This window comes from Bacillus sp. NPDC093026 (assembly GCF_044754665.1).
Taxonomy (GTDB): Bacteria; Bacillota; Bacilli; order Bacillales; family Bacillaceae; genus Bacillus; species Bacillus maqinnsis.
This window is the reverse complement of record NZ_JBIVPN010000009.1, coordinates 1-19,987: the sequence shown is the minus strand read 5'-3', so window position 1 is coordinate 19,987 and position 19,987 is coordinate 1. Positions and strand designations below refer to the sequence as shown.

At 39.2% G+C, this 19,987-nt stretch carries 19 protein-coding genes and 2 pseudogenes; 7 read left to right on the top strand and 14 right to left on the bottom strand.

Translation table 11 applies throughout. The annotated features are described in order from the left end of the window. Positions 1 to 31 precede the first annotated feature (31 nt). From ACIQCE_RS14950 to ACIQCE_RS14940, 3 genes are all read left to right on the top strand, one after another. Entirely contained in the window at positions 32 to 1,105 is a 1,074-nt protein-coding gene (locus ACIQCE_RS14950; protein WP_353856404.1) for a tetratricopeptide repeat-containing glycosyltransferase family 2 protein, read from the top strand. 183 nt (positions 1,106 to 1,288) lie between these two features. Beyond that, positions 1,289 to 2,680 carry a branched-chain amino acid transporter BcaP gene (gene bcaP / locus ACIQCE_RS14945; protein ID WP_400495726.1) on the top strand — a complete coding sequence of 464 codons (1,392 nt, stop codon included), beginning with the start codon at positions 1,289 to 1,291 and terminating at the stop codon, positions 2,678 to 2,680. Between the two features lie 738 nt (positions 2,681 to 3,418). Continuing rightward, entirely contained in the window at positions 3,419 to 4,660 is a 1,242-nt protein-coding gene (locus tag ACIQCE_RS14940) for an MFS transporter (RefSeq protein WP_400495725.1), read from the top strand. 17 nt (positions 4,661 to 4,677) lie between these two features. Here ACIQCE_RS14940 and ACIQCE_RS14935 read toward each other — a convergent pair whose 3' ends face one another. Genes ACIQCE_RS14935 through rfbF form a run of 5 tightly spaced genes read right to left on the bottom strand, consistent with a single transcriptional unit; the run spans position 4,678 to position 9,477 of the window. Further along, entirely contained in the window at positions 4,678 to 5,625 is a 948-nt protein-coding gene (locus ACIQCE_RS14935) for a putative nucleotide-diphospho-sugar transferase (RefSeq protein ID WP_400495721.1), read from the bottom strand. Further along, positions 5,626 to 6,816 (bottom strand): glycosyltransferase family 2 protein, encoded by a 1,191-nt coding sequence (locus tag ACIQCE_RS14930; RefSeq protein ID WP_400495720.1) that lies wholly within the window; start codon positions 6,814 to 6,816, stop codon positions 5,626 to 5,628. Continuing rightward, positions 6,813 to 7,724 (bottom strand): hypothetical protein, encoded by a 912-nt coding sequence (locus tag ACIQCE_RS14925; protein ID WP_400495719.1) that lies wholly within the window; start codon positions 7,722 to 7,724, stop codon positions 6,813 to 6,815. Before ACIQCE_RS14925 ends, ACIQCE_RS14930 begins: the two co-directional genes overlap by 4 nt. A 12-nt stretch (positions 7,725 to 7,736) precedes the next feature. Then, positions 7,737 to 8,708, bottom strand: a complete 972-nt coding sequence (locus ACIQCE_RS14920) for a GDP-mannose 4,6-dehydratase (protein WP_400495717.1) — start codon at positions 8,706 to 8,708, stop codon at positions 7,737 to 7,739. A gap of 4 nt (positions 8,709 to 8,712) precedes the next feature. After that, entirely contained in the window at positions 8,713 to 9,477 is a 765-nt protein-coding gene (gene rfbF / locus ACIQCE_RS14915) for a glucose-1-phosphate cytidylyltransferase (protein ID WP_400495715.1), read from the bottom strand. Between the two features lie 325 nt (positions 9,478 to 9,802). Between rfbF and ACIQCE_RS14910 the strand changes: the two genes are divergently transcribed. From ACIQCE_RS14910 to ACIQCE_RS14895, 4 genes are all read left to right on the top strand, one after another. Beyond that, complete coding sequence (locus ACIQCE_RS14910) at positions 9,803 to 9,898, top strand: DUF1540 domain-containing protein (protein ID WP_400495714.1); 96 nt, start codon at positions 9,803 to 9,805, stop codon at positions 9,896 to 9,898. A gap of 225 nt (positions 9,899 to 10,123) precedes the next feature. Beyond that, complete coding sequence (locus ACIQCE_RS14905) at positions 10,124 to 11,203, top strand: DUF3900 domain-containing protein (RefSeq protein ID WP_400495713.1); 1,080 nt, start codon at positions 10,124 to 10,126, stop codon at positions 11,201 to 11,203. A gap of 180 nt (positions 11,204 to 11,383) precedes the next feature. Beyond that, positions 11,384 to 11,668 (top strand): hypothetical protein, encoded by a 285-nt coding sequence (locus ACIQCE_RS14900; protein WP_400495712.1) that lies wholly within the window; start codon positions 11,384 to 11,386, stop codon positions 11,666 to 11,668. A gap of 244 nt (positions 11,669 to 11,912) precedes the next feature. Further along, a complete protein-coding gene (locus ACIQCE_RS14895; RefSeq protein ID WP_400495711.1) occupies positions 11,913 to 12,287 on the top strand; it encodes a hypothetical protein in 375 nt (124 codons plus the stop codon). A 71-nt stretch (positions 12,288 to 12,358) separates the two neighbouring features. Here ACIQCE_RS14895 and ACIQCE_RS14890 read toward each other — a convergent pair whose 3' ends face one another. From ACIQCE_RS14890 to ACIQCE_RS14850, 9 genes and pseudogenes are all read right to left on the bottom strand, one after another. Then, positions 12,359 to 13,216: an SMI1/KNR4 family protein gene (locus ACIQCE_RS14890; RefSeq protein ID WP_400495709.1), complete on the bottom strand. Its 858-nt coding sequence runs from the start codon at positions 13,214 to 13,216 to the stop codon at positions 12,359 to 12,361. 108 nt (positions 13,217 to 13,324) lie between these two features. Continuing rightward, the gene (locus ACIQCE_RS14885; RefSeq protein ID WP_400495879.1) at positions 13,325 to 14,299 is read right to left on the bottom strand and encodes a tRNA dihydrouridine synthase; all 975 of its coding nucleotides are present in this window, start codon (positions 14,297 to 14,299) and stop codon (positions 13,325 to 13,327) included. Between the two features lie 1,351 nt (positions 14,300 to 15,650). Further along, positions 15,651 to 15,842, bottom strand: a pseudogene (locus ACIQCE_RS14880) (peptidoglycan-binding domain-containing protein); the annotation flags it as partial. Positions 15,843 to 16,095: 253 nt separating this feature from the next. Further along, positions 16,096 to 16,458: a hypothetical protein gene (locus ACIQCE_RS14875; protein WP_400495707.1), complete on the bottom strand. Its 363-nt coding sequence runs from the start codon at positions 16,456 to 16,458 to the stop codon at positions 16,096 to 16,098. Beyond that, positions 16,457 to 17,155: pseudogene (locus ACIQCE_RS14870) on the bottom strand (replication initiation factor domain-containing protein); the annotation flags it as partial. The gene ACIQCE_RS14875 and the pseudogene ACIQCE_RS14870, both read right to left, overlap by 2 nt. Before the next feature lie 227 nt (positions 17,156 to 17,382). Then, positions 17,383 to 18,693 (bottom strand): FtsK/SpoIIIE domain-containing protein, encoded by a 1,311-nt coding sequence (locus tag ACIQCE_RS14865; protein WP_400495878.1) that lies wholly within the window; start codon positions 18,691 to 18,693, stop codon positions 17,383 to 17,385. 29 nt (positions 18,694 to 18,722) lie between these two features. Next, complete coding sequence (locus ACIQCE_RS14860) at positions 18,723 to 19,103, bottom strand: YdcP family protein (protein WP_400495705.1); 381 nt, start codon at positions 19,101 to 19,103, stop codon at positions 18,723 to 18,725. 65 nt (positions 19,104 to 19,168) lie between these two features. Next, complete coding sequence (locus tag ACIQCE_RS14855; protein ID WP_400495703.1) at positions 19,169 to 19,429, bottom strand: DUF961 family protein; 261 nt, start codon at positions 19,427 to 19,429, stop codon at positions 19,169 to 19,171. Positions 19,430 to 19,622: 193 nt separating this feature from the next. Further along, the gene (locus ACIQCE_RS14850) at positions 19,623 to 19,748 is read right to left on the bottom strand and encodes a hypothetical protein (RefSeq protein WP_269058775.1); all 126 of its coding nucleotides are present in this window, start codon (positions 19,746 to 19,748) and stop codon (positions 19,623 to 19,625) included. Positions 19,749 to 19,987 lie beyond the last annotated feature (239 nt).

The window sequence follows — 19,987 nt, the reverse complement described above, 5'->3', positions numbered from 1 at the left end:
GGTCGATACACTATGAAGAGGTGATCTAAAGATGATAACCATTAGCTTATGTATGATTGTAAAAAATGAAGAGGAGGTATTAGACGACTGCCTTTCCTCTGTTCAAGACATTGCAGATGAGATCATTATCGTTGATACTGGGTCAACGGACCGAACTAAGGAAATTGCAAAAAAATATACAACACATGTGATTGACTTTGAATGGGTGCAGCACTTTGCGAAGGCGCGTAATTTTGCTTTTTCACATGCAACAAAGGATTATATATTGTGGCTAGATGCAGACGATGTGTTACTCGAAGAAGACCGCAAAAAACTCCTTCATCTCAAGCAGACTCTTGATCCAGCAGTGGATGCTGTATCAATGTTTTATCATGTTGGATTTGATGAAAACGGGCAGGTGAATTTTAAATATAGAAGAAACCGGCTCGTAAAACGGGCAATGAACTTTCAGTGGTATGGGGCGGTTCATGAATTTCTACAAGTCTATGGCAACATTTTTCCTGCGGATATTGCAGTCACCCATCAAAAACAAAAGAAAACGACAGCAGGTGAGCCTGGACGCAATCTCCGAATTTATGAAGAGATGCTGGAGAAAAAAGAGGAAATGACGCCACGTGACCTCTTTTACTTTGCCAATGAACTAAAAGACAATGGGCAGCATGTACGAGCGATTCGTTTTTATCATGAATTTTTAGCGACAAAACAGTGTTGGATTGAAGATGAGATACGCGCATGTCAATACTTAGCTGACTGCTATTTTGCCATCGGTTATGAAGAAGCCGCCTTATCATCTTTATTGCGCTCCTTCTTATTTGATCAGCCGCGCCCTGAATTTTGCTGCAGGATTGGGGATTATTTAAAGACACAAAACAAACTTCAAGCTGCCATCTTTTGGTATGAGCTGGCACTAACTGCTCCTGAAAATGAAACAGCTTTTACGCTCACACAATATAAAACGTGGTACCCTCACCTTCAGCTTTGTTACTGCTATTGGCAGCTTGGGGATATAGCTCAAGCCAAAAAACATCATCTTGCTTCATCAGAACATTATCCGACTCATCCTAGCGTGCTATACAATGCAAAAATTTTCTCAGAGCAGACATGAGCCTTTTATGACAACATCCGCCTAGCATCAGCTAGCGGATGTTTTATTGTAAAAACAGAAAAAGGTCAGATACCAATTAATACTTTAGTGGTTTAAAGCGTTTTTCAACCAATTGACTAAATTGCCGTTTCAGCATATACTAACATTCGTCTTACGAAAAGATTTATTCCTTAGGAGGTCAACATGAGTTCTTTATTTCGAAAAAAGTCTCTCGACCAGCTCATGCTAGAAAGTCAAACGAAACAACTAAGTCGTTCTTTGAATACGTTTGATCTTATTTTGCTTGGCATTGGCTGTGTGGTCGGGACTGGTATCTTTGTCATAACGGGGGTCGCTGCTGCAAATGATGCTGGACCTGCGATTATTATATCTTTTATTTTGGCTGCGATCGCATGCGCCCTTGCTGCTTTTTGCTATGCAGAATTCTCATCGTCTATTCCTGTATCAGGAAGTGTTTATACGTATTCTTACGCAACACTTGGTGAATTTCTTGCCTTCTTAATGGGATGGGACCTCATGCTTGAGTATGTTGTAGCGCTCTCTGCTGTTGCAAGCGGATGGTCCTCCTATTTTCAATCACTGCTGAGTGGATTTGGTCTACACATTCCGAAGGCTTTATCAGCCGCACCTGGAGCCGCTGATGGTGCTGTCTTCAACCTACCAGGCGCACTCATTATCTTATTCATTACCTCTATTGTCTCAAGAGGTGTGAAAGAAAGCACCAAATTGAACAACATCATTGTGTTGATCAAAATTGCGATTGTGCTTCTCTTTATCGTTTCGGGTTTCGCTTATGTAAAACTTGAAAACTGGACACCATTTATGCCAATGGGCTTTAGCGGCGTGATTGCTGGGGCAGCAACTGTCTTTTTTGCTTATCTTGGATTTGATGCTATCGCCAATGCATCGGAAGAGGTCAAAAATCCGCAAAAAGCCATGCCAATCGGTATCATTGGTGCCTTAGGTGTCTGTACGGTCTTATACATTGGGGTTTCATTTGTTTTAACAGGGATGGTTCACTATACGAATCTGAATGTCAATGACCCTGTCGCTTATGCCCTGCAAGTTGTTGGTCTCAATAGCGTAGCAGGTATCATATCAGCTGGTGCCATCATTGGGATTACGACTGTTTTAATTGCCTTAGTGTATGCACAGGTCCGCTTAACCTTTGCGATGAGTAGAGATGGTCTGATGCCAAAGGTGTTCTCAAAGGTGCACACTAAATCCAAAACGCCAGTTGCCAACACCTGGCTGACAGGTGCTGTTGCCGCTTGCATCGTTGGGTTCGTTAATTTATCGACGCTCGCCAACCTAGTCAGCATCGGTACACTTGCAGCCTTTACAGTGATCTCAATTGCCATCATCGTTTTAAGGAAGAAACACCCAAGCGTAAAAGCCGCATTTAAAGTGCCTTTTGTGCCAATTCTTCCGATTGTTAGTGCAATCATTTGTATCATCTTAGCCACCACGCTATCATGGGTCACATGGCAAGCCTTTCTCATTTGGGTCGCCATTGGCGTCGTTGTCTATTTCACCTATGCAAGACGAAAAAGTCACCTCAATCAAACAAATTAGAAAGAGACACGGGATATTCCCGGTCTCTTTTTTGTTGAAATGACACTGTATTTGAATGAAATTGACTTATAAGACAAAGTAGACTAACAAGTGGTGAGCAACATTATTTTCACCAACTCCTTGGTTCATTTCACCGAAAAAAAAGGAATCGACTTGCCGATACGGACTATCGCCAGTGATACGCCCCGATTTATTGCGCTAATCTTAAAAGCAACCACATTCACGACTGAAAGTGAGAAAAACATTGGTGACTGTCCATTGACTAGCTTCAAGATATTGTCGTGACCTATTGTATGCCCCAAAAACAACCTACAAAAGCCCGTACTGTTCCGATCAAATTCCTCATCTACTTAACTGCTCAACTTTTCAAGATGATCGGTAGCAAGAAAATAATTGACGTTTAACCAAAAACCGGCTTTCACCATATCTGATATTTTCAACACATCTGCACTAAATATTCGCATTCGGTGGTGTAGAGATCGGCATCAAACAGCACAAGAGGAGACTAAAGTAGCAGCTACCACCTAAAAAGAGGATGACGTCTTAGTTAGGAGGAATGATCGAATGAGGCCTGTCATCGTCTTTTACTACTTTGCAAACGCATACACCTTCCTTTGATAGAGTATTTTGTCTCTTTTTTACTAAAACATAACAATTTGCTATTGCTTCATAGTTCACCTTATGAATAAAATAAGAGTAATGCGGAAAAAAACAGTTGAATGGAAGGAGGAATTCTCATTGGCTATTGCTGCTCGTGCGAATAATCAACCACCACATAAAGCCGTAACTGGCTCAACGGTTTATCCTATTTTATTGATTATTGGCATCTGCCATATGCTCAACGACACATTGCAAGCCGTTATTCCCGCAATGTTTCCTATTTTAGAACGCACAATGGGGCTGACCTTTACACAGTTAGGTCTCATTGCTTTTACATTAAATATGGTCTCCTCAGTGATGCAGCCTGCCATTGGCTGGTATACAGATAAGCGTCCTATGCCCTATGCACTTCCTATTGCTTTATTCTCTAGTGCTGTCGGTATATTCGGTCTCGCTTTCGCTCCATCCTTTGTGACCATTTTGCTATGCGTTGTCTTTATTGGACTTGGCTCTGCCATCTTCCATCCAGAGGGTTCCCGTGTTGCCAACATGGCAGCTGGTCCAAGGCGAGGACTCGCCCAATCCATTTATCAAGTGGGTGGTAATACGGGTCAAGCATTTGCACCACTGATTGCTGCATTAATGCTTGTTCCGCTTGGTCAACTTGGGGTCGCTTGGTTCACGATTGTTGGAATGGTTGCTGTATGTTTTCTTCTCTATATTTCGAGATGGTACGCTCAGAAACTACAAACGATCAGAGCCCAAGAAAAGAAAGTCAAAACGGCGGCTGCAAGACCTGATATTCACCGAAAATCAGCACTAACGGCTCTTGGCATTATCGTCTTTCTTATTTTTGCACGTTCTTGGTATGGGAATGCCATCTCGAATTTCTATGCTTTTTATGCCATTGAACAATATGGTATCACCATTAAAGAATCACAGACATATATCTTTTTATTTCTCATTCTCGGTGCAGTAGGGACCTTTTTAGGCGGACCACTTGCAGACAAATTTGGCAAAAGAAATGTGATTTTGGCTTCATTACTTGCCTGTTTTCCACCTGCAATGATATTACCTTTTGCCGGACCTGTCCTTGCATATGTCTTACTTGGATTGATTGGACTCATTCTAATGTCAAGCTTCTCTGTGACAGTGGTTTATGCACAAGAACTATTTCCCGGGAAAATTGGCACAATGTCTGGTTTAACCGTCGGGCTGGCTTTTGGAATGGGTGCCATTGGATCGGTCGCACTAGGCTCATTGATTGACGCCTTTGGATTAACACCAACGATGATTGGGTCTGCCTTTTTACCGATTTTAGGCATCCTAGCCGTATTTCTTCCTAGTGATCAAACGCTTTCTAAATGGAATGAATCATAATATACAAAACCGCTCACCTAGATGAGCGGTTTTTTGTGCACCTCATAAAAATGAGTGTCAGGAACATGCTTCCTCGCAATAAACCCTTGTTGAAAATCCGGGAATATTTGCTGTACACGTTCAATCTTTGTATGAACCAAATTGGCATACGGGATATAAACATAATCCACCAGCTTTTGATCCTTCATATAGTAATACCAATTTAGATTAAAGGTTTTTTCATCAATGATCGTAAAGGCAGAGAAATGATAGAAAAGCAGCGGATTCTCGTCGAGATACACTTCCCCATCAACAAATGAGAGTTGATAGTTTTCAATATTCCAAATCGCTGCATTGGCTCCCTTAGATTGTACAACATGCACTCCCTCAAAATTGTCGACCCATCCTTCGACATAGCGCTGATCTCCGTATCTCTTTTTTTCCTTATCCATTTCAACAGTACAGTGTGCAATACATTGATCTTTCCACTGCGTCACAGCCTGTTTGGCAATATCCGTATTACGGCAGCCCACAAACCCAGTATTAAACCTCCCGGACAGTTCATAAAAGTGATAGAACCGCTCGGAATTCATGTGATCGGTCAGAAATAAATGAGCCAGTGGATTCTCTGCAAAAATAGCCTCTGGATTATGATAGAAATACAAATCCGTATCCAAATGAGCGAGATAATCTGCTTGAGATGTCTCAAGAATTTTCAGCAGGAATGCAGGCTTTAATGTCCAGCAATACTCATGAAACGTTCGATCTTCTTTTGCCTTTAATAACGCATCATCCTCAATTTTATGCAGTTGTTCGTATTGAACGTGAGGACGAGGAATCTGACTCAGCACCTTGTAGGCTAAAAGATCTGCACATAAGACAGATAGCTTAAATGAATGTGCCGTTTGTTCAAGCGAATGAATCAGCGCAAGCAGCTTAAATACATGTGTATTCGATACAATGGTTGTAAAGTGATATGACGCCATCTACATCACGTCCGCTTCAAACAAGTCAGCGTGTAATAGCTCTTTCGTTAACCCTTGTATGGCTTCAACTAGGACCATGCAGCCGTATTCCTGTCTTGCAAGCTGCGCCGCCTCGGCCAGCTTTTTGAAAGAAAAATGTCCCGCAGACAGCATATCGTGATAATCCCGTTTCACCCCTACATTCCGCTCTGTTATCAAATGGAGAAGCTCTAAAAAGTATGAAAGTAGCCCATCAAATGCCGAGTTCTCACGTAGCTGACAAATCTCTTTGACCATGTCGTTTGTCATTGTGTGAGAAAAAGGGCTAGAGAAAGCCAGATGAACATCAATTGCATCAATATGATTGTATTTGTCGCACATATACAAAATGTTATATTTAATGTCATCAAATGAAGTCAAATTACTCGGATGCTCTTGATGCACACTCATGATGTCTTCTCGCAATTCAAATGATAAACCAAGCTGATGTAGACGAATGCCTAAGTCATAATCCTCAAAGCCGTAACGAACAATCTTCTCATCAAACATCCCTAGTGCTACAACGTGCTTTCGTTTCACAGAAGAGTTATTCGTAATAAAAAAACGCCAAGGCAGTTCATAAGAGCTTAGATCATAGTCATACGTTTCCAAGATTTCTTTAAGAATATCAATAAACGGAGACTGTAAATCGAAGCTTTTTTCCAAGAATACGCCATTTTTCACTTCTTCCATTGATAGAAGCGGGGTTTTGTCCTTCATTTGACTGTGATAAAGACCTTGATTTTTCAATTGTTTGATATGCTCCTGATCAAACGCTGTATAAAAATAACGATAGATTCGCTTCCAGCACACACCGCAAATGACTAAATGCTCTTTTTCAGCATGTGCTTCTGCATGCTTTTGAATAAATTGCGGCTCGGCCAGCATATCACTGTCATGAAAAATGAGGAGATCTCCTTCAGCCTCTCGAATGGCATCATTTCGTCCCTTTGCAATTCCTTGATTGACAGGAATTCGTACTTTTTTAAACGGATAATTCAGCTCTATTTTTTTGAGCATTTCCATCGTGCCATCGGTTGATCCATTATCAGCTACAATGACTTCAAACGGAACGTCTGTTTCCTGAAGCGTTAAGGAATACAAACTCCCCTCTAAGCGTTCTTTGGCATTATAGCTTGGAATAATGACGCTGACTTTTGGCTTTTCGTTCATGCGTCATCCCCCTCAAGTTTGGCATAGCCATTAAAATACGGGTCAACTTGTTCCACTGATGCAATGACATGGCGAAGCACCTCGCGATAAGACCTTTGAAAAAACGGCAAATCAGTTCTACCTTTTTCATGGATTTGCTGCATGTCATCCTGACTGACGATCCGAAAACCACTGAAATGATAGCAAATAAGCGGATGTCCATCATCAAGCAAGATACGTCCATCTTTTTCGTAAAATGAATGCTGTCCATAGTTCCAATGTCCAATATTGACACCCTTTGTTTCGATATCTTCCACTCTTTCAAACAGCGCTGGCATATGATCTAGGTAGCCTTGATCGCCAAACTTCCCTTCTCCTGGTGCATTTTTGCATTCTTTCAGACACTCTTTTTTCCACCAACTGAGACACTTGCGTCCTGCTTTATCTCCCTTGAAATGGATGAAACCTGAATTATAACGTCCGAGGAGTTTTTGCAGTCTCTTCACTTCCTCCGGATCAAAGCTTGGAATGACAATATCTCCTCTCGAAAGAAGAATAGATGCATTTGGCTGGTTCTGAAATACCACTTGTGGGCTCTCATAAAAGAACAAGTCCGCATCAAGATACGTGACTGCATCTACCTCGACATGTTCAAATAACCACTCAATCCAAATGGGTTTCAATGTCCAGCAATATTCCGAATCGTTCCGCTCCTCCTTTTTCTTCAAAAGCTCGGGCGTTTCAAGCTGACGGACATGAACAAGCTCCACATGCGGGAAATTCATTAGATGAAGCAGATCAAATGCAGCATCATCCATACACAGTGTCTTAATAACAGCATGATCTTCCACTTGCTTCAACGATAAGAAAAACGCAATAGCTTGATAGAGCCTTCCACTTGATAGAACCGTACAATATATGCTGTTCATCTGCTTACACCTCTACTTTTTAAAGAATTCTCGGTACCACTCAATCGTTTTCGCTAACCCCTCATCAATGGAATAGTCAGGCGTCCAGTCAAGCAGTTTTCTAGCCTTTTCTGCTGACAAATATTGATGCTTAATTTCATAAGTTCCTTGATTGAGAATGCGGGGCTTCAGTTCACTTCCCATCGCCTTTAAGATTTTATCAACGAGCTCAAGAACCGTTAGCTGGATTTCATTGCTAAAGTTAAAGGCTTCTCCTGCAAGAACTTTTTCCTCCATTTTCTCTGCCAACAGCAAATAAGCCTTCACAGCATCTTCAATGTAAAAATAATCACGAATAAATGTGCCGTCACTTCTAATTTCGGGTGCCTCTCCCTTTAAAACAAGCCGAATGGTCTGCGGGATGATTCGGTTGAAATGAAGATCCCCACCTCCATAAAGATTGCCGCATCTTGTAATACAGACTGGAAGACCATACGTGTTGTAATAAGTGTGAGAAATTAAATCTGCACAGCTTTTCGACACATCATACGGATGTTTTCCATTAAGCGGCATCTCCTCATCATATGGAAGTTGCTCTTGATCACCATATGCTTTATCACTTGATGCTACAATCACGCGTTTGATGAGTGGTTGTCTTCTGCATGCCTCAAGGACATTCCACGTGCCTAAAATATTGGCTTCAAATGTAGAAATAGGATGCCTGTTTGCCACCCCAACTATTGCCTGTGCCGCCAGATGGAACACAGTATCTATTTCGTATTCCCCTAACGCACGTTCAATCGTTTGCATGTCCTCCAGAGAGCCTTGCACCACATTCATTTTTTGAAATTGAATGCCTTGATATAAATAAGATCTAGGCACTTGATCACGTACAAGCCCTGTCACATTTGCACCTTGATCAATCAGCTCCTTGACTAGATAGCTCCCTAGCAACCCTGTACATCCTGTTACAAATACATTCTTACCATTCCAAAATCCGCTCATGCCGTCACCAAACCTTCCATGGTTGTTTTCCCTCAATCCACATTTCATTGACTTCTTTTAGGTTTTTATACGTATCGATTGCTGTCCAAAATCCATGATGTTCATAAACCGCAAGCTCTCCATCAATCGCCAGCTTCTGAAGCGGTTCCGCTTCAAACACACATTGGTCATCGTCCGTAAGATAATGAAACACCTTTGGAGACAACACAAAAAATCCTCCATTGATCAACCCGATACTTTCTGACTTCTCAGAGAAGGATTGTGCCAGCTTGTTATACACCTTCAATGTTCCGTACTGTGACATCTTTTCAATCCCTGTCACAGTGGCAGCTGCTCCAACATCTTGATGACATTTGAGCAAATGAAACATGTTGATATTGGCGAGCCCATCACCATATGTCATCATAAATGTTTCATCACCAATATAGTCCTGTGCCTGCTTCAAACGACCGCCTGTCATCGTATCCTGACCCGTATCTAAAAAGGTGATTTTCCAGTTCTCTGACTTTCCTAAAAGCTGCATTTCTCCTGTCGACATATCCAGCTTCATGCTGTGATGACGCCAATCATAATTGAGAAAATACTCTTTGATCTTCTCTCCTTTATAACCAAGCAATAAAATAAACTCGTCTACACCGTAATACTGATAGATTTTCATAATATGCCATAGAATAGGCCGATCCCCAATCATAGCAAGTGGTTTAGGAAGCGCTTGTGTGACCTCACTCATTCTCGTTCCCTTTCCTCCGCAGAGAATGACTGCCTTCATCTTCTCCCCTCATCTCTCTATGAAAATTTCGATTGAAAACCCCAGCTCCATGCGGAAAATCAGTACATGTAACTCCATACTTTGTCCGACATCAGGTTTTGAATCTACTCTATTCATATGTAAAAATGAGAGATCGTGCATCTAGCATTTAACTATTTTACAAACAAAAAAAGAGCGAGATTTGCATTCACGCTCTTAATATTATCTAGGTATATGGTATGATAAAAATGTGAGCTAGTCTCTTATTACGAAGAGACTGCTAGATTGAATAAACTCATTTGGCAGCTTGCTTCATTCATAATATGAATCACGGAGGTGAAATCCCATGGCACAAAACGTACTTTGTGAAGTGAACTCTTGCCGTTTTTGGGCTGAAAACAACTGTACGCCTCGACAATTAAAATTGGTAAAAACACAATGACTGACGTTACTCGCAATGCAGACACTGATTGCGAAACATTTGAAACAAGATAAATGGCCTTTTTAAAATGAAGGAACTGGCCTAAAAAATTGACAATTACTACTATGGCATTTAACCGATAAACATTTCTCGGGAAATAATGACACGATTTCTTCATTCGTTGACGATTTTCACTCCTTTTTCTATACTCAACATATCTGACGAAGAAAAAGTGGTGACAAACAATTGGATTTTACGATACGTTTCCTATCATTTTTTGTGATTGAAGTTGAAGGCAAAGATGAACAGGCAAATAAACGATTTAAACATTATCAAACATTGAACCAAGAAGAATTTGAACAAAGTGAACTGAAAGACTTTCTAGACGGAGAGTTAAAAAAAATAGTGAAACGAAAAGCAGACAGACACCCGAAGTCTGAACAAGTGCCAACCAAAATTGGTCGTTTCATTGTAGAACCGGGTCATGAACTCGATTCAAACCCCAATTACAATTTATTTCATCAGACGAGATTCGCTGACACAAAGGAAATCTTTGATGAGTGCAGTGAACAATTTGTTCGTACGTATTTAGACACAAGTGCTGTCAGAGGCGGGGTCTTCTTAGTTGCATCTGCAGTTCCTAAAAAGTATGTCGATGATTCCTTTGTCTTTATCATGAAATGCGATTTCGAACAGAAAGTCGCCTCCATTGCTGATACATCGACATTGATTCGCAAAGTCGAAATGGCCATTACAACAAAAAATATGAAATCGATTCAATATCCGCATATGCCAGAAGAAGGCATGACCGAGGAAGCAGAAGTGAAAATACATCAGTCTTCACATGCTCGATATTTCGAGGACTTTCTGAAATTTGTCGAATACGGAGAATCCATGCCTGAAATCATGAAATCACAGGTCATGAATATGGTGCAGGAACAAGTATTTGAAACATTACAGGATGAAAGTGAAGCATTGAAGCAATTTGAAGAAGACCTTGAAATATGGGAAGCGAGTGAAAAACGAGAGATTAGGGAGCGACTCGATACAGAACAGGTCACATTAGCGGCTTCACACATTGTTGAACAAACCCCTGACATTACGATGAAAATGCGTCTAGGTGAAACCGAAATCAAAGGCCTTCTAGCCGACTTTGGCCACTCGATTCATATTGCAAAGGTCAACAATCGATATGTCGTGCTAGTTGAAGCAGACCAAATTGTATTCGAAAAAGGAAGCACCCCTGTTGAATTCCATAAACCAAATGGATTGAAAGAGGTTGTCAGCCAACTGACGCAAAAAGCATATGATTCAGACATAGATTAAGAGAATACCACTGCCTCTTGCGTTCTGCTGCATGAGGCAGTTTTTTGACTGATATCAGCTTTTGCATATGCTGACATCAAGAGGTTTGTCTAACATCGTAAAGCGTAAACTTTTTACGCTGCACCAGAAGAGACATGGAGCCGACCACCTCTCGCCCACATGCTTAAAAGCAGTAAGCTTATGATGACCATCACGTTTGTCATCTATCAAGATACACAATCTGTTGCCTATGCCGCTGTATTTCCGCTAATTAGAACGCTATGCCAGCTATTGGCTGGGCTCATCTCACCTGTTTTGACAGATCGCTTTCATGGTGCAGAAAAAAAGAGCGGCTGTTTAATGCAGCGGCTCTTTTACTTTTCTTTTAACATCGCAAACATTTCTCGTGCCATTGTTTCTAAAATAGATACGACCGGTGTCTGTGTTGTGATGTTAGCACGGTGCATTTGTTCATCTGTTACGTAATACGCAATGTTTAAGTCAGATATACGTGAAATCGTGCAGTGCTGGTTATGTGTAATATGGCGCAAGTGTTCAAAACACTTGCATGGTGGTGATTCCTTTCTATTTATGATGAATCTTTTATATGTCTAAGTAGCAAATAAAGCAAGCGATGTGAATCTACTCACTCATTTCACATTTCATATTTTATTCCGATAATAGAAGTGTCACTGACGAATCATTTATACCAAAAGGAGGGGTGAAGTAAATGTCTGATCAACATCACAATGCACCACACGAAGAAGAAGAAGAGGAATTTAATGTATACGATATGCTTCCACCCGCAGGGACCATCATAGGAGAAGCAACAGAAGAAGAGATGGAAGCTGCGGCAGCACTAGAAGTGAGACATGTCGCTTTTATGCGCCTACAAGACATGTTCATTCAATTTGATGGCTCTTCTTATAAAGAGTTATTAAATGACTTCCAAGAATTTGAACTTGATTCCACAAAGTTTTGGAGATCCGTGGCCAGACGTCTACACATTCCATACGAATGGCCAATCCGTATCGATCACGCAAACGGACCGATTTACATCGGCGAGACTGAAGATAGCCGTGAGGTTGTGGAGAGTGCGGAGTAGTAAATTTGTTGGCCCCCTTGTTGGTAAGGGGGTCTTTTGTTGAAATAATAGATCTCTCACTAAAAAAAGATTTATTGCCCCTCTAAATCAAATTCCAACGCGATCGATATATTAAAGGCTATATCTCGCATTTCATCTATTTCTGATCGGTTCAAGTTTTCAGCAAAACGACGTGCATTTTGGACAACATCTTGATTCCTCTTGATCATATCTTCATTCAGTATAAAGATCGTATTGATCGCCCAGCCAGCAGTCGCTAACATACTTTCGTCTTGAATGGAGTTCATGTATGTTTCTACTTCAGAAAAAAACCACTTAACATCATCAATATGTTCCACTTGAAAATTTGCGATTTTTGAAAGCTGTTCAGGGTCTTTGGTGATGAAAATGTCCTTCACTTCTTCTTTTGATAATGGTTTATTTTGCTTTTCATATTCAGCCAGCCATTCTTCATCTGACATCTCATCTTCTACGCTACCCTCAGGAGTATAGTGACCCGCAATCAGTTCATCAAACGAATCCGCTAATTTGAAATCCGTCTCATCCTCTAGATCAAAGTAATGAATAGGTGGATTTTCTTTCGTTTGTCGATAATCCATCGCAATCCATGTATGGCCATCACCACAGATGAGCACAAGTCCTTTCGGAAGTTCCCATTCTTCTATTAAATAATCGCTATCCATAATCCCTTCGCCTTTGGCAATCCCTTTCAAATGATCAAATGGAACATGATCATCTGCCCATGAATTCGGATGATCGGTCGGAAACGCATTATGAATCGTATATCCACCATTTTGCTCAAGAATGAGTTTTTTATATGTATCCGGCAGGATGACGCCTAATTTCTTCTCAGCTTTTGCAATTCCTTTCTCATTGATTTTCTTACATGTTTCTTCGCTTTCTATGTCTTTATCCCAGAATGGTTTCAAAAAAATTCCTCCCATTGTCATTTATATCTCATCTTACCATTTATTCAAAATAGTTTCATAGTCCTATTACAAAGAAAAAAGAGAAGGGCTCTCCCTCCTCTTTTGTCATCATGATTGTTCTTGATTTCTCGCTTCAAATTCATCAAGCATCGCACGCACTTCATCTGTTGATGATGTGTTCATTAATTGATTTCTTAGGAAACTCGCTCCTCGGAACCCTTTCACATAAATCTTAAAGAAGCGGTGCAGTGCCTTAAATGGACGCAGACCTAGTGATGAATATTGATCATGGAGATCAAGATGTAATCTTAAAAGGCCTAGCAATTCATCACTCGTATGCTCCTTCGGTTCTTTTTCAAAAGCAAATGGGTTATGGAAAATCCCACGCCCAATCATGATCCCGTCCACTCCGTATTGCTTAGCTAGCTTTAAGCCCGTTTGTCGATCAGGAATATCACCATTGATCGTCAAAAGCGTATCAGGTGCTACTTCATCACGAAGTTTCTTAATCTCAGGAATGAGCTCCCAATGCGCATCCACCTGGCTCATTTCCTTTCTTGTCCGAAGATGAATGGATAAATTGACAATGTCTTGCTCCAATATGTGTCTGAGCCACCCGCGCCATTCATCGACCTCATTAAAACCAAGTCTTGTTTTCACACTGACAGGTAATCCCCCTGCTTTTGCGGCTTGTATCAGCTCTGCGGCAACGTCTGGGCGAAGAATCAATCCACTGCCCTTTCCATTTTGCGTGACATTTGGAACAGGACAGCCCATATTAATATCAAGCCCCTGAAATCCTAACTCCGCCATTCCAATACTCATTTTTCTAAAGTTCTCAGGTTTGTCTCCCCAAATATGAGCGACAATCGGCTGTTCATCCTCTGTAAACGTCAAACGCCCTTTGACACTTTGAATGCCATCAGGGTGGCAATAACTCTCACTATTCGTAAACTCTGTAAAAAACACATCCGGTCTCGCCGCCTCACTCACAACATGACGAAACACAACATCCGTTACTTCTTCCATTGGTGCTAATATAAAAAATGGCCGCGGTAAATCACGCCAGAAGTTTTGATTCATCTTTCGTTCAATTCCTCTCATGACATAGCACCTTAAAGGGCTTGTCCATCTATAAATTCTTTCAGCAATTTTTATCATTATATACTTTACTAAGGATTCAACGCAAACGTTCGTTCTTGATGTTAGAAACCTTATAATAACAGGCTTTAATCATATTCAACTATAATCACTCATTGCAAAGACTTGCAATTAAAAGTATTCTTTTGGGGGAGGATTGGGGGACGTTTTGGGGAACGTTTCTTAATAATGGACAGACGCAAAAGGAGCTTAAAATGAACATTAATAAAATACGATCAGCACTATATAAATTATCAAAAATGTTAGGTGACGTAAACGCCGTTAAAAAGGTGCTATCTTATATAAAAGACCTATACGATTTTAAGACATATTTCACTGGATTTTCTTAAGATGTATCTTATAATTGTGGCTGGACAACAAGATTTTTCTAGCATTATAAACAGCCTCTACATTAAATTTTCGGAGGCGAAATTAACATGACTCTTAGAAAAAAATTTGTTCCTGTACTACTAAGCGTAACTTTATGAACTTCCGGTCTTGGTGCGACTACTGCGTTTGTAGCAGAGCCGGCTAAATCAACAGCAACAGTACATACGAAGGTGTATAAAACTTCTTTCCAACAAGCCGCAACAAATAACAGTACTAGCCCTATTCAGTCAAACACTTTAACGACTCTAATAGCGCTTTTTTATGGAGGGTCTTCATGTCTTTTTCTTACGTGATTTCATTGACTTTTTTAATACTCCTTTTAGTGTCTATCATACTCTATACTTTTTTAAGAAAGAAAAACGTTGTAGATGAAGCCCCTGGCGCTATTGCTGCCGTTCTTCTTATTTTACTACTATTTTTTCCCTAAGTTTCGTTATTGCCCTTCCAACTGTCATGCTTTATCTAGTTTCTTTAGGAGTGAATTTTCTTTTCGGTGAATACATAACTTATGATTCATTTTTTTCTTTGATTACCTTCTCATTGTTAGTCAGCATCATTGTGATTTTTTGGTCATTTATCGTTTTATTTATAGGGAAAGGAATCACTTTTTTGTTAAATGTCCCAAAATGGATAACTTATATTTTAGATTTTTTTGCTTCGTGGGCTCTTATTTACTTCACGATTAAATATGTACTAAATTTGAAGATAATTGAAGTTTCTATATGGGGAAATGGTGTATTGATTTTATCTTTCTTTGTTAACTTTTTATACATTGGTCTTGATATCATATCCTCTGCTCTTGATCAAAAAAATCAGAACATAGAAGAAGAACCCCCCATCAGATAATGGAGAAGGTTATTTATTTCATAGCTTTTACTATCCATAGTCATATGTCTATAGATTTTTATCTAAATAGCTTTTCTAACGCTGCTTTAGTCTTTGGACCATAGATGCCATCAGCAGCAAGACCATGCATAAGTTGTAATCGTTTGACCACATCCGCAATTTTCGGTCCGTAATAGCCATCAACGCCATTATTTATCGCCCCTTTGTCAGGGTAGTAGTAAGCCGTCGCTAGGGCTTGCTGTACGGCTTTTTACTTGTATGAGCAACGGCGGCGGCGGTCCCGACAATTAAACAGCCTGCGAGGCATTCTTCGAACTATTATGGACGGTATATTGGATAAAGTGAGAAACCCCAAGGGATAGAGGAGATATAAGAGAAAAGAGGAGTTATTTGACAAGAAAAATCCCGAAATCCAATTGAAGGATACCGGGATAATATTGAGTCAAACATGGAAATCGGAAATGTTAATTATCTGTGAGAGAAGATTATTTTAGTTAGACAATTTAAGGGATAAAGACGCCACGCACTCCACATGTGTCGTCACTACTATGTGGATACACTTTATTATTCTCGTTACCTGCATGTGAACGCAATTCATTAGATGTTTTTGCCGATTCCTTTTTCGCATTTTTTCTAGCAGGTTTAAATTTTTCTCCATCAAGACTGTTACTCAATCCAGTTTTATATACAAAGGTAATCATGGCAGGATCTTTGTTTCCGTCTTCATCTATTCCACCAACGATTACTTTTTCAACTACACTTTCAAATACATAACGATCAAAAGTATCGATAACCTCATTTTGTTCTAACACTTTTTTGAAGGCTAATAACCGTTTTTTAATATCTTTTTCTTCTTCTAAGTTCACAGAAGTACACGTCACTTTTTAAAGAACCAATATATAAGGTATTTCCCATGTCAGGCTTGCCTTCACTCTGTACGAGTTCACCAGAACGGTAGCTTTTGAAACTACGAAAAACAGAGATACATTCTTCATTACGGCATTTGTTAGTTAAAAACGGAATATCCAATATACCTGTTTTATCGTTTATCGCAAGATCAATTCGTTTAAAAACGCCACCAATACGGAACACGTCCATAAAAAAATCGAACCATGTTCGTTGCTGGGCTAATAAAAAGTTTTCAAATTGGCGACATCCTTTTCCTTTGAGTTCAAGTAAACAACCTTTGTCTTCGTCCGGAGAAATCATGACGACAATATCGCCAAAAACGTATTGTTCCATATAGGAGTAAAACGCATAATCTTCATGTAACATATACTCCATTTTCAATTTCAAAATATCTTCAATGACAGGCTTGAGATTTGTTGTTAAAAATCGAATCCACACATAATCAAACAAGATTTCCAGCGGAGCATTCGGATTAAATTGTTCTAAAATATCGAACAAGGCATTTTTTAGTGAATCGGAGGGAACCACTTTTCCTGTTTCAATTTCACTAATATATTGTCTTGAAATTTCAATATGAACAGCCAGTTTATTTTGTGACACACCGTATGCCAATCGCTTTTCCTTTAATCGTTGATACCAAGTCACTTGATTCATGTGCATTCCTCCAAACTCAAAAAAGATGTCAACTAAAGGTTAAAAGCTGACATCTTCTTCATATGCTCCAAACCGTTGTGCCATCAGGTGTTATTAGCTTTTAGAACAGTTTCTTATTGTTTTTCTACCCCCTGTTTTAGAAATAGGAGGTAAGGCGTGGCTATCGCCACGCAGGCTTAGCCCAGCACAGCGGCTTTCGCTTCGCACGCCGCCGCACTGGGCAGCCTTTATTGGGCTAGTTTAGCAATTTCTTTTAGAAAATCATGTCTTTTCGAGACAAGTGGTGTATAGAATTCAGAAATGACATTATCTCCTTTATCAACATACTCTCGTCCTTTAATTTGTTTTAAGAAAAATTGTTTTTGTACGTCACTGCCAAACATTATGCCATATCCAAGTTCACTCATACGACCTAAAGCAACCCGAAAATTAAACTGATCACGGATCCCATCCCCGAGGTATTTTGCGTCTGGACGTTGACAGGCAAGAATAAGAAAGAATCCAGCTTGACGCCCCAACATCACAATCTGTTTTAGTTTTGTTAATACTGCTGTACTTTCTTTAGAAGCAAGCATTTCCATAAACGCAACGTATTCGTCAAAAACTAAAAAATGGGGAGCTAAGCCCAAGTAAGCATAGTTTTCCCCTATTTTATACCCTTCCATCTGTTTCATTTCTTCACTTCGAACCATCATAGCTTCATAAAATTGATCAATACACGCCGTCATGTCTTCTTTTTTATAATACACATCAGACATTACAGTATTTAAGTCCGCTAAATCTGCATTTTTCGGATCTAAAATATACAATTTCGCATTGGTTTTTAACAGTGCTTCAATCAACGTAAGAATAAAATATGTTTTTCCACCACCTGTTCCGCCGGCAATTAATATATGTGGTAACTTATCATATTCCCAATCTATCGACTCCATAAGCATTAAACGACCGTTCTGTGCCATGACTTCATCAATAGAAATACGATTCGCGATTATATCATAAAAAAGGACATACTCTACATAGGAATCATGTAACTCCTTTGATACCATTTCACAGTACAAGCCGCTTTCTAACTTTTTCTCTAAATTTAAAAGTGGTTCTTGATATTTGCCGAGTGTAATTTCTACTTGGATATGGATCATCCCTTTTTCATACTGATAATACATCTTTGGAAAATGACTAATTTTTTCTTTCGCCTTACTAGATGGTATATCTTTGAAAAACCCTTCTTTCGTAACTTGTTTTGTTTCATACCACTGATTTTCTAAAGTCATTTTTGCGAGCTTTTGCCGCTGCATCATCTGTTTTATATGGTTATAACGATACCGATAATAAACAAAAGCACATATTGCTACCATTACCAAACTAATGATTAGTGAAGTTAACCCATACATACTTAAAAAATGAATTTGAAATAGCGCAAGTTCCCACGTTGTTGAAAGCAAAAATTTTACATAAAAAGGGATAAAGAAAACGAGCCATACACCAAACGGTCCAAAGAAGATAAATTGAAAAAAGAGAGATGCGTTGCTAGGTCGGATTCGCTTCCCTCATTTTCGGTAAAAGTTCATTATTTATCTTTTTTAGGTGTAGATTTTTGATTATTAGTGTTTGGTATCGCTGTTTTTCCTTTTAAAATTAAATCATCTGCCTTGATATACCAATCCACATCCGCACCACGAAATGTTGCATTTGCGACTGTATCTGCCACAGGATTAATAAGTTCCACTTCTGCATTATAATCAAAATCTTTTAAAGGAACAGAAGCAGGGACACTCACCTGAATCATACGTCCCTGTTCACGAGACTTTAAATCATATGTGCGTTCTTTTACTTCAGATGACACCGTTCCATCTTCATTTTGAAGAAACACTTCCCGACGTAATGAAGAAAACTTTAATAATCCGAATGTCTTTTCTTTATCAATCACAATTCCTTGTGCTAATCTCATCTTTTTTCCTCCTTATGCTTTTACCATGTCATCTGCATGTAAATATAATTTGTGAAACCACGTTCTCAAATTTTATAACCTTCTGCGGTGATTCTAGCATTGACTAGTTTTACTCTTTCCTCATGTTCAAAGAATTTTTCTCCTGCTTCTTGTGGAAGAACCACCTCAATATCATCTGCACGTTGAATATCGGAATACAAATTATAACTACGTGACAATGTTGTCATACGACCATTAATACTGTGTTGTTCCACCTTACCTTCACCAGCATATTCTAAATTACCAAGGGTTTTTTCCATGTTCGGAATAACATATTTAAGTTCCATTGTTCATTACCTCTTTTCTTTTTTTAACTTTCTCTTTAAAAATACCAAAATCCCCTTTTTTCAGGATTTAACCAGTTAAAAGGGGATTAAAGTTGTTCTTAAATGATTCTAAATCAAACTAAAAGGTAAAATATAGACTTTTTTAATAATGGAATAATAAATAATCCCTGCGTTTTACAAGGATTATTATTATTTAATGCTTTTTATCTTGATGATTTTTTAATGTTTTACCCGCTTTAGATTTCGCAGATTTACTACTATTTTTTGAAGCAAGCGTTTTACCAGCCTTACCTACTTTTCCGCCACTATGTTTTACCAAAGTTTATCACCTCACATATCTCTATTACTAAGACATAATCATAGTTTTAATTTTTATACTCCTATATTTTTACTCCCAATTACTAAATGCCATTTCAACTTTTAATATTTAACCTCTTCTCATTTGAACAATTTTTCCTCTATTATTGTCTGTTAACTTTTCCAATGGAATTCCTAAAAGTTCTGCCAAAATATCATTCGGCAAACTAATTCTGTATTTCCTTTCCAACAAATCTGAAA